Source organism: Polaromonas sp. P1_F6, assembly GCF_056405695.1.
On record NZ_JBFUBQ010000016.1, the window covers coordinates 1 to 14,337 of the forward strand.

A 14,337-nucleotide genomic window follows, 5' to 3' on the forward strand; every position below is an offset into this window, starting at 1 on the left:
GGTGCTTTTTTCATTTATGGCCTCATAAAGTCCATTTTTTTCATGATTTATTCATGCCGCGATACATTTAAGGCATGAGCGCCATGCTTTCGCCTGTTGTTTCCAGCAAGTCGACCCCCGCCGCCGCCAACGCAGCAGCGGCAAGCTTTGCTGCGCTCACGGCGAAACTCGACTACATGAGCGCTGCCGACATTGACAATGTCCGCCGCGCCTATCGCTTTGCAGATGAGGCCCACTTGGGCCAGCTGCGCAACAGCGGCGAACCCTATATCACCCACCCTATCGCCGTCGCGCAACAATGCGCCGAGTGGAAGCTGGATGCACAGGCGCTCATGGCCGCCCTGCTGCATGACGCCATTGAAGACTGCGGCGTCACCAAGCCCGAGCTGATCGAGCGTTTCGGCGCGCCGGTGGCTGAACTGGTGGACGGGCTGACCAAACTCGAAAAGCTGGAATTCAATACCCGGGAAGAAAACCAGGCTGAGTCTTTCCGCAAGATGCTGCTGGCCATGGCACGCGACGTGCGGGTCATCCTGATCAAGCTGGCTGACCGGACGCATAACATGCGCACGTTGGGCGATGTCCCGCGCGCCAAATGGACCCGAATCTCGCGCGAAACCCTGGACATTTACGCGCCCATCGCCCACCGCCTGGGCCTGAACACGACTTACCGGGAATTGCAGGACCTTTCCTTCCAGCACCTGCACCCCTGGCGCTACGCCACCTTGACCAAGGCGTTGCAGAAGGCCCGCGGCCGCCGACGCGACGTGATCAAGCGGGTGCAGGGAGAGGTCGAATCGGCCTTTACCGGTGCCCATGTGCCGGTGATGATCTCGGGACGAGAAAAGACGCTGTATTCCATCTACCGCAAGATGGATGAAAAGCACCTTTCGTTTGCCCAGGTGACCGATCTCTATGGGTTTCGGGTGATCGTGAAAGACCTGACGGCCTGCTACACGGCCATGGGGGTGTTGCACCAGCTCTACAAACCCCTGCCCGGAAAGTTCAAGGACTACATCGCAATCCCGAAGATCAACGGTTACCAGTCCCTGCACACCACGCTGGTTGGCCCCTTCGGTACCAATATCGAGTTCCAGATGCGCACCGAAGCCATGCATGTGGTGGCGGAATCCGGGGTCGCGGCGCACTGGCTTTACAAGGCCACCGACCCGGATGGCGACGCTTCGCAGCGGCTGGGGACACAGTGGCTGCAATCGCTGCTCGACATCCAGCAGGAAACACGCGATGCGGCCGAGTTCTGGGACCACGTCAAGATTGACCTGTTTCCCGAGGCGGTCTATGTGTTCACGCCGAAAAGCCAGATCATGGCCATGCCGCGTGGCGCGACCATCGTGGATTTTGCTTACGCCATTCACAGTGACGTGGGGCACCGCGCCGTAGCGGCCAAAGTCAACGGCGAACAGGTGCCGCTTCGGTCCGAGCTGCATAACGGCGACGTGATCGAAATCATCACGGCTTCGGTCTCCAGCCCCAACCCCGGCTGGCTGGGATTTGTACGCACGGGGAAAGCCCGCTCCAAAATACGCCACCATCTGAAAACCATGGCGCTTTCCGAGTCGCAGGATCTGGGCGAGAAAATGCTCGCCCAGGCGCTGCGCGCCGAGGGCATCGAACGCGAACGTCTCCCCGACGACGATGAAGCCCACCACGCCACCTGGGAAAAGATCCTGCGTTTTACCGGCAACCGGTCACGTGCCGATCTGCTAACCGACATCGGGCTGGGCAAACGGATCGCCAGCATGGTGGCCAAGCGCATCGTCACCCTGCTTGCCGAAACCGGTGAAAAACCCAATGCCCTGCTCATGAGCCGTGAGCGCTACACCGCCCATGAGTCTGTGTCGCAAGGCGCGCTGGTGATCGATGGGAGTGAAGGCGCCTCCGTACAGTTTGCCCCCTGTTGCCGCCCGATTCCTGGCGACGGCATCGTGGGCTACCTGGGCCGCGGTGAAGGTCTGGTGATACATACTGATGACTGCGCTGTCGCCAAGCGACTGCAGCACCGTGACAGCGAGCGTTTTATCGCCGTGGACTGGTCCGACGAGCCTGTGCGGACGTTTGAAACAAACCTCCTGGTCACCGTCTCCAATGGGAAAGGGGTCCTGGCGCGAGTGGCGGCTGCATTGGCCAGTGCCGAGGCGGACATTACCCATGTCGACATGGGCCAAGAGCCTTCGCATGACGCCACGGACCTGCGCTTCGGCGTGGCCGTGCGCGACCGCATCCACCTGGCTTCCGCCTTGCGCAGCGTGAAACGCACACCTTCCGTACTGCGGGTGCAACGCGCCAAATCGTCCGGCTAATCAGCTGTCGATTTGTCCGGTGCGGGATAGTCCACTTTCAGTACCTCGAGCGTCTGTACACCCTGCGGAGTCACGAGACTTACTTCATCGCCAACACGCGATTTGAGCAGCGCTCGGGCAACAGGTGATATCCAGCTGATCTGTCCTTGGGCGCTGTTGGCTTCGTCAATGCCGAGAATGGTCACGACTCGCTCGACTCCTTCGCCATCGGCATAGGCAACTGTCGCGCCGAAAAAAACCTGGTCGCTACCGCGGTGCACCGACGGGTTGCTGATTTCCGCAATTTCCAGTCTTTGCGTCAAAAACCGGATTCGCCGGTCGATTTCCCGCAGCCGCTTTTTACCGTAGTGGTAGTCGCCATTTTCGGAGCGGTCCCCATTGCTGGCAGCCCAATGAACGATTTCCACCATTTTGGGACGTTCGCTGTCGATCAGGTCCAGAAGTTCGCTGCGCAGATGCTCATAGCCCTGCGGCGTGATGTAGTTTTTGCCACCTGCAGGCAGGGGCGCGAGCGTCGGCTCGTCATCCTCCGGCTCGGTTTCTTTGGTAAAGGCTTTGTTCATGCTCCGGCCACCATAGCATTCATGGCTGCCGGCCGTGAATGTCTCTAGAAATCTTCCATTTTCAGCACGAGGGGATTTTCAGGCGTGTAGCTCACGCCCGCCACAACCAGATCAGCGGCCCGGGCGTGAATCATTTCAGCATCCTGTTCATACGCTTTTTTCAGGGAATCCGGCCCAGGCACGGCGCCGAAGAACTCCTCCATCGCCTCGCGCGAAATCCTGACGGGAATGGTGCTGCCCGCGTACGACAAGCCAAAACTGAGCCACTCGCCGTGGTCCTCGACATTCAGTGATCCCATGTTTCTCCTCCGGAATTAGGCTTCCAGAATAGCGGAGCTCTTGTTGGACGTACAGCCCGTCCGGCGCCGCCCAGTCCCAGGAAAACCACTATCGCGCTGGCAACGGTATGAAAAAGGACCCTAAAGCGGCCCCCGGAAAGAAAAATAGCCTAGAGGGATGAGCCTCTAAGCTATTGAAATCACTTAAGAAAGTGGTGCGGCTGGCAGGAATTGAACCCACGACCCCTTGGTTCGTAGCCAAGTACTCTATCCAACTGAGCTACAGCCGCTAAGCCTCAAATTATAGCTTATTTAAATGGTAGGGCGTGAGTGACTTGAACACTCGACCAAAGGATTATGAGTCACACCAGGGGATTGCAAATCCAAGGTCGTATCGACTCAATTCGGCTCAGAGCGGTTCACACAGCATCAAGGGGATTTAAAAATATCCTTATAAAACAGTCACTTAGCTAGCTTTTACTTCTTGGCGGGCATACATTGGCGGATGAAAGTGCAACGAAACTCACACGAAATCTGCAACCGTTTATTTTGTAAAACTAACCATGCACCAACGACTTACCCCGAGCAGGATCAAAGCGTCAACCGAACGTGCCAAGTCCACAGGCTGCGATCTTTGGTTAAGTGATGACCATGGCGCTCACGGCGATGGGCGTTTGGTTTTGCGGGTCTCTGCGGGCGGAGTGCAGCGCTTCTACTATCGGCCGCCGCGTGCTCCCGGCCGATCAACAGCAATTCCATTGGGGCGATATTCCCGAACAACGGAAGCTGGATACCTGACTATTAGCCAAGCACGCGATGTAGCGTCCAAGCTAGCAGCCTCTTATTACAAACAACCTTTCATCGATTTGGCTAGAACTGCCCCCCAAGTGCCGGTGGTCCTAGCAATGACTCCACCTCCGACTCTGCCGCAACCCGCAACACCGGCGCCTTTAAATCTTTCGCTTATTCAAATGTGTCGTTCCTACGCACAGCATCTAAAAGACACCGGCAAAGTCTCCGCGAAGGAAGTGTCTCAACATGTGGAGCGCTTTATTGCGCCCTCTGAACTAGCGAATCAACCTGCGCGGCAAATCACGCCAAAGACTTTCACTGACTTTTTGAGAGACGTCATCAGCAGTTCCTCCGGTCGAACCGCAGCAAAAATGCGTACTTATTTGCACGCGGCCTATGCGCGCGCACTAAGAGCAAAGTTAGATCCGTCAGCACCCAGATCACAACTTGACTATGGAATCGAATCAAATCCCATCTCCGGGATCGATCCGCTAGCGCAATACACGAAACCTCGCACACGCTACCTGCGAGACAGCGAACTCAGGGCTGCTTGGCGGCGCATTCAATCAAGGATGATGCCCACTATCCCGATGAGGGGCCTACGCCTCTGCATTCTTTTAGGCGGACAGCGCGGTGAACAGGTGGTTTCTATCAAGCTTCCTCAGATCGACCTTGAAGCCGGAACAATCTTACTTTTTGATAGCAAAGGACGGCGCGCAACGGCACGACAGCATCTTCTTCCCCTCCTTCCTCAGGCCAAGGAAGAAGTTCGTTGGCTAATGAGCTACGCCATGAGTGTCAACTCAGTTTACTTGCTACCAGGCTCCAGGCAAGGCACCGCGCTCAATGCCGGGTCCATTTCCAAAGAAGTCATACGGATCCGCCACGAAATGGAGGTTGACGGTCTTTGTACTGAGCCATTTGTATTCTCAGACTTTCGTCGCACTATCGAAACAAAATTGGCGTCGTTGGGCGTCTCTAAAGACCATCGCGCACAACTCCAGTCTCACGGTCTTAGTGGTGTTCAGAACAAGCACTATGACCGGCACGACTACATGCGTGAAAAGCGGGACGTTTTGCAGCTCTGGGAAGGGCACCTGTCTACATTAACGGACCATCCGCAAAGCTCTGCCAACACCTGATCTGTACCAAGACAGAACGAAGAACGACCTAGGAAATAAAACTGTGCCCTCCCACGGCGACATCGTTTTGTTGTGCGGCGACCCGCACGGGCAATTCGGCCACATTCTGGGGGCTGCGAGTGAGTTGCGCGCATCAGCCGTCATATTGCTGGGGGACATAGAGCCGGCGCGTCCGCTGCACGAGGAGTTGGCCCCGATTGCCGACAAGCTCTGGTATATCCACGGCAATCACGACACCGACAGCGAGCGCAACTGGAATCACCTCTGGGGCAGCCAGCTAGCAGACAGAAACCTCGACGGCCGGGTGGCGACCTTGCCCAATGGCATCCAGATCGCCGGCCTGGGCGGCGTGTTCCGGGAAAGCGTCTGGTATCCCGGCCTGCCTACCCCGCCCAAATTCCGCAATCGCCAAGAGCATGTCCGGTCCACGCCCGAGCAGGACCGCTGGCAGGGTGGCGTGCCGCGCCAACACTGGTCGACCATTTATCCGGACGAGCTGGATTGTTTGTCCTTGATGCAGGCGGACATCCTCATCACCCACGAGGCGCCGGGTTATCACAACAACGGCTTTGAAATCCTGGACACCCTGGCGCAAAGCATGGGTGCCAAGGTGACAGTGCATGGGCACCACCACGATAACCTGGATAGCTCCGACCGATGGGGTCAGCAGGGCTTCAGGAGTTTCGGCGTTGGCTTGCGGGGTATTACCGCCATCAACGCGGACGGAAACGCCACCGTGATCGTCCCCGGCGAGCTGGATGCGCAGCGGGACTTCCGGCAAAAATACCTGGACGTTTTCAAGAACGCGCCGCCATGAGCCCGATTCTCTTTCTTGACTTCGACGGGGTRCTGCATCCGGAGCCACTCATGGCTAAAAAAAAACTGTCTCAGCTCCCTCTCGTGGAAGCAATCCTGCGGGACTTCCCTTCCGTCGAAATCGTCATTTCCTCRGACTGGCGYCTCGATTGGTTCAATGAMGGTGAAGCGGTWGCYGTATCGAACATGCGYCGGCATTTTTCCCCRGACATCGCCTCACGGGTCATCGGAGTCACGCCATTTTTAGGCCGGCGTGAATCGCGAGGTCTGGCTCCGCTGCCCTACCCGCGCGAGGCCGAATGCCTGAAATGGCTTAAATCGAATCGGCCAGCCTGGACTCCATGGATGGCTTTAGATGACCGCGCCTGGTGGTTCTCACCCGGCAGCGTCAACCTTATGCCGATCAATARAGGCSTCGGATTCATGCCGTCCGATGAAGACGTGTTCCGCGAGCACCTGACGCGGATCACGAGACAACCGATGGACACCAGTAAGGAATATATGACYCTGTTTCTTGACTTCGATGGCGTCCTCCATCCAGACGTTTGCGATAGGGAGAGCARRTTYTGTAACCGCGATCGGCTCCAGAAAATCCTGCGTGATTTCCCGGAAGTCGACATCGTGTTGACAACAACCTGGCGCCTTCGCTTTCCATTGGACTCTGCAGGCGACACCCTGAAGCATTATTTTTCTTACGACATATCMGAGCGCATCGTCGGAGTCACGCCTGACTCCAAGGATCTGGACCCTCGACAGTTTCCGGATGGCCTGGAGCTGTACCCGCGGGAATGGGAGTGCATCGCCTGGTTGCGTGCCAACAGGCCTTACAGCCCGCACTGGCTCGCCCTGGACGACAAGGCGTTTTTGTTTCGCCCTTTCAACAACAACTTGATGGTCATAAATGCAGCAACGGGATTTGTAGCCGCGGATGAGGGGCGGTTGCGCCAGTTGCTGCGCGAGCGAAAGGACATGCCATGACCGCGCCAAATGTCGAACCTCCCCGGCCAACTATCGGTAGCGAGAACCGTGGCCGCTTTGCACATCTATATGGGGTGTTGACAGCCCAAGAAATGGCGGATCATCTGAAGTGTTCGCCGGAGGCGGTTTATGAAGGCGCGGTCGCCGGCGAATTCATTTTTCTTTCGTCACCAGCCCGAGTCGATGACCGGCGCTATCCCGCGTTTCAGCTCAATGAGCGCCTGGACAAATCGCTGCTGAAACAAACCATCCAGAAATACCTTGAAGCCGATGTCAACTCGACCCTGCTCTGGAGTTTCCTGAGGAGCCCGCAGAAGATATATGCCGGTCTGACTCCCATCGAAATGCTGCTGGGCGGCATGCCGCCCGAATATGACACGCTGACGCCCGAGGAACGGACCGAGATCTTTCTCGATGTAGTAGACGAAGAGATTTCGCGCGTGCGATGGTAGAGAATATCGAAGGTAATGCTTGCTGCGAGCAAAGACATGTATGAATTTGCTGCGATCGGATTGGCGGCGCGTACCCGTCGTTCCGACATGGGCTTAACCCAGGAGCGCGTTGCGGACCTGTGCGGCTTGTCGCCAGCTATCGTGGAGCAATTGGAAAACGGATCCATTGGCGAACTCGATTGGGCCCATGCAGTGCGCCTGCTTTCGGTGATAGGGCTACGTGTCCACGTTTCAAATCCACGATCGACAAGGCGTCAGCGGGAAGGTGGAATGCCCGCGCTGGAGATTGCCGCTCGCTCGGCGAGCACGAGCTTTAAGGAAGTAGTCGATGCCGAGGCCCTGGGGGCGGCGCTCCTCACTACAACTTACCCAAAGAATTTACGACCTTATGTGCGCACATTCTTGGAGGAGGCACCCATTTCTCTGATTGCTGACGTGATTGAGCAGTTACATCACCAGACCGGTGTCAATCGCGTCGAGTTCTGGCAGCACATGCGCGACATGGCCAGAGCCGTGAATACTGTTCGCGAAATTTGGCTGTGAGCAGCGTCCACTGCGTACCAGGGCTCACTTCAAATTCGACGGAGTTCAACGTCGCTAGACTACACCGAGGGGTAGTTTCTGTTCGGTGCTCAAGCGTGAGAGCTGAAGATTTGCATAGAGATACCAAGCGAACGAAGCAACAAAAATCCCTATTTGTATGCCAGGTGAACGGGTCACAAACCACACTGCGACCCGAATTAGCACAGAGGGGTCTTTCACCTCGTCAGGGACGATCCTGAGCGGAAGCGCTTTTAGGATTTGATCCGCCCAAGATAAAGTGACTATCGCCATGAAAGCGCCCATCGCTAACAAATGATGCGCCCTGATTAGCACCCTTGTTTGCCATCGCTGCTGCGGCTTGAGCACGTTGGCTCCTTTGTCATCGTCCATTGCCTACCGCTTTCAAATGTTCATACCGTAGCGCCGTTAGGAAAAGCTCACAGCCTTCAACCGCAACCTGTCGAGCTGGTCAGGCGTGGGGTCAAATAGAACGCTATAGCGCGGCAAGACATAGGGGAGCTTCACCAAATCTGCGCCAAGCTCTTCCGCCAATGTTTCCCATTTAACAACAAACGGCTGGTTGTTTGGACCGTCGCCAATCGCTCCTGGATCGACAAGTGCAACCAGTTCGGACTGAGGCAAGACAGTTGGCAGACGGAGGCTCAAGGTTGAATAGGTCAGTACCTCGCCGCTTGCGCTTTTCACTGCCTGGAAGCTTGCGACGAATGCGTCATTGCCCTTCTTCTCAAACAACCGGCAGAGTGCCTCTTTCTGCGCATCGTAGTCACCAGAGCGGTGCGATAGGCGCATGGTACGGAGTTCGTTGAGGTTCGAGCCTTCAGGCTGCCAGGAAGTCCATTCCGAACCTTCCAGGCGGAACATTTCCGGAGAAAGATGACGGGAGGTCGCCTCCATCCGGTCCTTGGCCAGCGCCATCAACAAAGCCAGACCAGCTTCATCCTTGTCGCCCGTGATCAACAGACATTCCCTGGTGGGGACCATTGCCACTGGATTGCCATTCAGCTCCAGTTGCCACGCGAGTTCTGGAAGCAGTATGCGTGCGGCATCGTAAAGATCGCCATATTGGGAGACATAGGTTCCCGGAATGGCCTGCGTGAAAGATGGCGGTGCCTTGTGCCGGAGATTGTCTGTGGCGATAGCCAGTGCCTCATCGGCAGACATTCCCCAATCGGAGAAGGCCGTAGCTCCGACCTGTTGAACCACCGTTTCTGTATCGAAGGCAACGCCAATTCCCAAAATGGAGCCGAATGGGCGCATGTTCCAGGTATCCGCTTCCGCAAGCGCACAGCCCATCGCGTCCAGTACGGTTAATTCCAGGCCCGGCATATACCGCAAGACAGGCAGCAGCTTGTCGCGCGCCTCGGCAAAATCACTGAGTATCGCGGGCACCTCAGCAACCTTGCTCAATCGAGACATCAGGTCGGCGCGGGCTGCTTTGTCGCTCTTCAAAAAGTCTTCGTAGAAATTGGTGAGGTACAGCGTCTGGCCATTGTCACCGCGGAGGCAGAACTGCCCTTCGTCGTAGGTGAAACTTAGATGAGGGAGGTCTTGCCTGAGCCGTTCACTTGCCAGGTCGGCGAACTTGTTTTTGGTAGGTGGCTTGTTGAATATTTTTTCTAGACCGAACAAAGAATCACTCCCAATATGTTTTGGGCAACTCTATCAGAGCAATCCGGCGGCGGGCTGCTGCCAACTCCCGCGCAATGAAATTTGGCGAATCCGATTTTCAGAGAGGACAATGTAGGATTCGTGGCTGGGGGAGCTTCCACAAATACGGCTGGAGAAAATGGTCATCATTCAGAAGCGCGTGGCCTAAATGATGTCGCCAATTCCCGGTTCCTTCCTGAACCCGAAGTATGCGAACGGCAAAAGATAGAACACCAGCCAGTGGCCTGAGAATCCCCTTAGGCGGTTTGCCCTGAACGCCGCGTATTCAACCTTAGTGACTTCATGGCCTCTCACAACATACTTGCCGCCTCGAATCGACGCATTGCCGGTCTGTGCAGTTGCGAAGTAGATGGCAAAGTTGACCATGGCGTAAATGAACACCACTCCACAAACGACCACGACCCAGCGTGGAAAGATGGACCGCCAGTCCGAGAAGGTGGGCCTGGCTCCAAGTAACTTTCGGCTGGAGATCACGAATGGAATGAAGACGACCAACATTCCGACGTGCAGAAGCCACACCAATTCGAAGCGTTCGGAGACGTCAATGCCTACGACTGATGCTCCATGCACTATCGCGGCTAAGACGAAACCGACAAACGCAACGAAGGCCAAAACCGGGCTCATGGAGACCTAACGGTGGAGTTGACCGGCACGCAGCGGCATTGCGCCGCGAGAGTATGCTCCCGCGCGCCTTGCGGCGACCTGCCGGTGCGTGTTCATCTCGATCGGCCGGTTAGACCGCATTGCCTCCTCACTTCAGACGTGCCCCGCAGTGTATGCAGGCCACAGCGTCTGCTTCAAACCTGCGGTTGCGATCTTTCAAGACTTCCGGACTCAGCGGCTTTTGACCACAATTGGGACAACGAAGAATGCCTTGCGCCCACAAGGAAGCCGCGAAGAATCCGGCGCCGCACACTGCGCAAAGGGTGATCGCGAGCGGCTGCATAAACCCAAAGCCGAATGCAACGGCTCCGACAAAAAATCCCGGCACAAACCATACTGCTCGCGCTTGACGGGTTCTCGCCATCGCCCTGCGGCGCTGAAATTCATGGACGGTATCCATACGGTCTAACGTAGAGTTAAGCGGCCTGCGTGACTCTTTGCTCAGGTCCGCTTGAACGCCGGGGTAGAAGGCAATTTGTTCTCCTCAACCATGAGTCCGCTGAGCATTGGATGAGGCCGCGCCCTTTCGCTTGTTGCTCCAGGCCCTCAAACGCCACCCAACAGGCAAAAGGATAGCGGCGATAAGTGTTCCATTCTTGCGAATTTCATCTGGAATCTCATAGGCGTCGGCTAGAAACGCTGCTGCAAATAGGAAGACCCCATACGCAAGCGCCAACAGAAATTCTCTCCCATACCGCGCACCGCCGTATTCGGGAGTTGACCACAGCCTGGCGACTTGGGAGAAATGCCAGCCAAAGCCGGCGAAGTATGTCGCCATAAGCAAGAGTGCTAGAAATTCAGGGATCGTAGGCATTTGCGTTCTAACGTAATGTATACCGCAAGGTCTGCGGTATAACATCGCGCCTGCGGTATAACCTAGCCCCTGAAAACCCAGCCAAGTGCTTGTTATTCAAAGACTTACAGCCCATTTTGAGTTTCACTCAGGTCGATAAAAAATTACCAAACTCCGCAAATCGATTCTAGGCGGACAGTCTGGTGATCGCCTCCAATATGGACGAGCGTGGTCCAAATAGGCGATTCCGTTGTGTTTGACCATCGCCACCGACTCCTGCTACCGCTTGCCTATTTCTATTGGAACCCATCTGCATGCCTGATATTGAAACCGTAGCCGCCGTTATTTTTGGCATTGCCCTTGTGCATACCTTCTCGACCAAGTTCTTCGAGCGGCTGGCCAACCGGCACCCTCGTCACGCTGGGTTGTTCCACCTGATGGGTGAGGTTGAGGTGGTCTTCGGGTTCTGGGCCATTGTGCTGATTTCGGTGATGGCAGTCATGGTCAGTGGCTCTGAAGCCATCAACTATGCCGAGTCGCGCCAATACACCGAGCCGCTGTTTGTCTTTGTCATCATGGTCGTGGCGGCGTCCCGGCCGGTCCTGGAAATCATTCAGGCTTTGGTGGCGGTGGTCGCCAGGCTGGTGCCGGTTCGGGCCGTTGTCGCTCAGGTCTGGCTGTGCCTAGCCTTGGTGCCACTGATAGGATCCTTGATCACGGAGCCGGCGGCAATGACCCTTGCAGCCCTGATGCTCAGCGCGGTGGTATTTCGGCCCGGGATCCCCGAGTGGTTGAAATACGGTGCCCTGGGCGTCCTGTTTGTGAACATCTCCGTGGGTGGCACTCTGACTTCATTCGCCGCTCCACCAGTGCTCATGGTGGCCACCACCTGGAACTGGGACAGCGCATTTATGGCGAGCACCTTCGGATGGAAAGCCGCAATTGCCGTTGTGATCAATGCCACCGCGATCACCGTGCTGCTTCACCGACACCTGACAGATGCCACAGAACCATCCGAAGCCGCCGAAGGACGGGTTCCCCTTATCGTCAGCCTCATTCACCTGGCTTTTCTCGGCGCTGTCGTGGCGTTTGCACATCACACCGTGGTTTTTATCGGTATCTTCCTGCTGTTTCTGGGTTTCTCGCAGGCGTATGCCCGCTACCAGACACCCCTGATTCTCAAGGAAGCCCTGTTGGTGGGTTTCTTTCTGGCAGGACTCGTGGTGCTCGGCGGCTTGCAGCAATGGTGGCTGCAGCCCATCGTGTCAAGCTTGGGGCCGACCGCGCTGTTCTTTGGGGCACTGGGCCTGACGGCGATCACGGACAACGCGGCGCTGACTTACCTTGGTTCGCTGATCGAGGGCATGAGCGATCCGGGCAAATACATGCTGGTGGCCGGCGCAGTGGCTGGCGGTGGCCTGACGGTAATTGCCAACGCCCCCAACCCGGCCGGCGTAGCCCTGCTCAAGCAAGGCTTCAATGACGAATCCATCGGAGCTGGCGGATTGCTGCTCGGCGCCGCCTTGCCCACGGCTGTTGCTGCCGCGATGTTGTTGCTGTAGCCGTGCAGTGAGGACTCGGTACTTTTCTGGCTCGTAAACACATGTAAAGAAATGTTAATATCCCATCTCATTGAAAGGCAGAACGTCTGAGGTGCGCATGGCCATGAATAGCGAGTTATTGACACTTTTTGCAAAAACGTTTGACCTGACCGAGGACAAGCTTTTGCCGGACGCGACCCTGGAAAGCCTTGGGCTGGATTCACTGGCCGTGATCGAATTTCTGTTTCAAATAGAGGACCAGTTTGGAATCCAGCTTCCAAATGAGGCCAATCCTCCTCGCACCCTTGGCGCAATGGCCCAGCTCGTTGCACCGCTGCTGCCGGCTTCCACGGCAGCCCATCACTAGCGTTTTTTGCAGTCGGCCTTGCCATGAGAACTTTAATTTGGCACCCATGAGGGTCGATAAGGCTGTGAACAAGAACATTCGCAAATCGAAGGTAGGGTTGCTGCTAGCAGCCTTTTTATTGCCCGTGTTCATTGCCGGTTGCAAGGTGGACTACGCATTGCCTAAAAACGAAGCATTACGTCTGTCCCGCCATGAAACGGGGCAGCCTGTCCAAGTACGCACGCTTGAAGAAAACGATCCTGCGCGTCAGGCAATAAGCCAATGGCTCGCGGCGAACTCGGAGGGGTGGGAGTATGGCTTTATCACTCGAGACCCACAGATATACCTGGAAGGCAAGAATTTCTCGGTCAACATCACGAGAAGTGAAGTTCAGCTTAAGTACTGCCGCGCTTTCTACGAGTGTCACTATTGGATCAAGCAGGACGGGACACTTTTCGCGAAGTTGAAAAGCTAGAGCCGACAGCAATTCACAATAGATACGAAAATCTAACGCTGGACCAGGCGCTCTTGGTCCCGTTGCCCTTCGCCGTTTGACGACAGAGGGATCCAGCGCACGAGCCTTGGCATTCGTTCGACGTGTTCAGCGCGATACCGGAGGCTCGCCAGAGTAAAGGAAAAAAAGCCGACGCGCCTTGCAGCGCGCCGGCAAGATACCTGCTCGATCCGGGAGGGAAGACAAGCAGGTGAATCCTTTACAGGATTCACCGCAAGCTTAACTACTTTTCTCTGTAATGCAGGGATGTATATGCCTCTGCCATGCGCCTTTTGCAATGGTGTGGAACAGCGTGGGCTCATAGCCGGGACAGTTTCTCCAGAATTCGGCGCTCGTCATATGATCCAATCCAAATGCCTAAAGCCGTAGCCAAATCTCAAGGTCGAAACCTATCTCACAACGACCCCGCGGCTGAGGCCTTGCGCCGCTTCCGACTCATCTTTAACGCCGTAAAGACGCATTTTCGCGAGGTGGAGAAAAAAGCGGGGCTGGCAGGCGCGCAGCTCTGGGCTCTGAGTGTGGTGCGCGACGTCCCCGGCATCGGGGTCGGCGAACTCGCAGCTGCGATGGATGTACATCAGTCTACGGCAAGCAACCTGGTAAAGGCATTGGTCGCGGGGGGCTTGATTGAAGTTGAGCGGTCCGACATCGACCGGCGTGCCTCGACGCTTCGCGTTTTGCCAGCAGGCCTCAAGATCTTGAAGCGCGCTCCAGGTCCGTTTTCCGGGGTACTTCCTGAAGCTCTCACAAGCCTCGACACGCCAGCACTCATTCGGCTCAACCGGGACCTTGACAAGGTAATCCAAGCTCTAAAGGTGGACAAACGCGCGGCAAACATCCCACTCGGGCAGCCCGACGCCTGATCACACCGGCCCCGGCGGGGCACCTCGACAAGACTGCCGATCG

Annotated in this window: 15 protein-coding genes and 1 tRNA gene; 10 read left to right on the forward strand and 6 right to left on the reverse strand. The window is 56.4% G+C overall.

Features of this window, described 5'->3' with window-relative positions; translation table 11 throughout:
- Window positions 1-74 precede the first annotated feature (74 nt).
- Window positions 75-2,321, forward strand: coding sequence for a RelA/SpoT family protein (locus AC1DY9_RS23135; protein ID WP_477667766.1), 2,247 nt, complete (start codon window positions 75-77; stop codon window positions 2,319-2,321).
- Here AC1DY9_RS23135 and greB read toward each other — a convergent pair.
- The 3 genes from greB to AC1DY9_RS23150 form a co-directional block, all read right to left on the reverse strand.
- Entirely contained in the window at window positions 2,318-2,884 is a 567-nt protein-coding gene (greB, locus tag AC1DY9_RS23140; protein WP_457282184.1) for a transcription elongation factor GreB, read from the reverse strand. The genes AC1DY9_RS23135 and greB overlap by 4 nt on opposite strands.
- Window positions 2,885-2,928: 44 nt before the next feature.
- A complete protein-coding gene (locus AC1DY9_RS23145) occupies window positions 2,929-3,183 on the reverse strand; it encodes a hypothetical protein (protein WP_457282185.1) in 255 nt (84 codons plus the stop codon).
- 192 nt (window positions 3,184-3,375) lie between these two features.
- Window positions 3,376-3,452 (reverse strand) — tRNA-Arg (locus AC1DY9_RS23150).
- 273 nt (window positions 3,453-3,725) lie between these two features.
- On the opposite strand from AC1DY9_RS23150, the gene AC1DY9_RS23155 reads away from it, so the two are divergent.
- The 5 genes from AC1DY9_RS23155 to AC1DY9_RS23175 are packed head-to-tail and all read left to right on the forward strand — an operon-like array spanning window position 3,726 to window position 7,885.
- On the forward strand, window positions 3,726-5,096 hold the full coding sequence (locus tag AC1DY9_RS23155; protein ID WP_477667767.1) for a tyrosine-type recombinase/integrase: 1,371 nt from the start codon (window positions 3,726-3,728) through the stop codon (window positions 5,094-5,096).
- 43 nt (window positions 5,097-5,139) lie between these two features.
- Complete coding sequence (locus AC1DY9_RS23160; protein WP_477667768.1) at window positions 5,140-5,913, forward strand: metallophosphoesterase family protein; 774 nt, start codon at window positions 5,140-5,142, stop codon at window positions 5,911-5,913.
- The gene (locus tag AC1DY9_RS23165; protein ID WP_477667769.1) at window positions 5,910-6,890 is read left to right on the forward strand and encodes an HAD domain-containing protein; all 981 of its coding nucleotides are present in this window, start codon (window positions 5,910-5,912) and stop codon (window positions 6,888-6,890) included. Before AC1DY9_RS23160 ends, AC1DY9_RS23165 begins: the two co-directional genes overlap by 4 nt.
- Window positions 6,887-7,342, forward strand: coding sequence for a hypothetical protein (locus tag AC1DY9_RS23170; protein WP_477667770.1), 456 nt, complete (start codon window positions 6,887-6,889; stop codon window positions 7,340-7,342). Before AC1DY9_RS23165 ends, AC1DY9_RS23170 begins: the two co-directional genes overlap by 4 nt.
- Window positions 7,343-7,357: 15 nt before the next feature.
- Window positions 7,358-7,885, forward strand: a complete 528-nt coding sequence (locus AC1DY9_RS23175; protein ID WP_477667771.1) for a helix-turn-helix domain-containing protein — start codon at window positions 7,358-7,360, stop codon at window positions 7,883-7,885.
- Window positions 7,886-8,311: 426 nt separating this feature from the next.
- Here the strand turns inward: AC1DY9_RS23175 and AC1DY9_RS23180 are convergent, their stop codons facing one another.
- From AC1DY9_RS23180 to AC1DY9_RS23190, 3 genes are all read right to left on the reverse strand, one after another.
- A complete protein-coding gene (locus AC1DY9_RS23180; RefSeq protein ID WP_477667772.1) occupies window positions 8,312-9,535 on the reverse strand; it encodes a DUF1444 domain-containing protein in 1,224 nt (407 codons plus the stop codon).
- 183 nt (window positions 9,536-9,718) lie between these two features.
- Window positions 9,719-10,198, reverse strand: coding sequence for a hypothetical protein (locus AC1DY9_RS23185; RefSeq protein WP_477667773.1), 480 nt, complete (start codon window positions 10,196-10,198; stop codon window positions 9,719-9,721).
- 523 nt (window positions 10,199-10,721) lie between these two features.
- Window positions 10,722-11,051, reverse strand: coding sequence for a hypothetical protein (locus tag AC1DY9_RS23190; protein ID WP_477667774.1), 330 nt, complete (start codon window positions 11,049-11,051; stop codon window positions 10,722-10,724).
- 293 nt (window positions 11,052-11,344) lie between these two features.
- On the opposite strand from AC1DY9_RS23190, the gene AC1DY9_RS23195 reads away from it, so the two are divergent.
- The 4 genes from AC1DY9_RS23195 (at window position 11,345) to AC1DY9_RS23210 (ending at window position 14,294) form a co-directional block, all read left to right on the forward strand.
- Window positions 11,345-12,592 carry a putative Na+/H+ antiporter gene (locus AC1DY9_RS23195; RefSeq protein ID WP_477667775.1) on the forward strand — a complete coding sequence of 416 codons (1,248 nt, stop codon included), beginning with the start codon at window positions 11,345-11,347 and terminating at the stop codon, window positions 12,590-12,592.
- Window positions 12,593-12,689: 97 nt separating this feature from the next.
- Window positions 12,690-12,938 carry an acyl carrier protein gene (locus tag AC1DY9_RS23200; protein ID WP_477667776.1) on the forward strand — a complete coding sequence of 83 codons (249 nt, stop codon included), beginning with the start codon at window positions 12,690-12,692 and terminating at the stop codon, window positions 12,936-12,938.
- Window positions 12,939-13,002: 64 nt separating this feature from the next.
- Complete coding sequence (locus AC1DY9_RS23205; protein ID WP_477667777.1) at window positions 13,003-13,392, forward strand: hypothetical protein; 390 nt, start codon at window positions 13,003-13,005, stop codon at window positions 13,390-13,392.
- A 392-nt stretch (window positions 13,393-13,784) separates the two neighbouring features.
- The gene (locus AC1DY9_RS23210) at window positions 13,785-14,294 is read left to right on the forward strand and encodes a MarR family winged helix-turn-helix transcriptional regulator (protein WP_477667778.1); all 510 of its coding nucleotides are present in this window, start codon (window positions 13,785-13,787) and stop codon (window positions 14,292-14,294) included.
- Window positions 14,295-14,337: the final 43 nt, after the last annotated feature.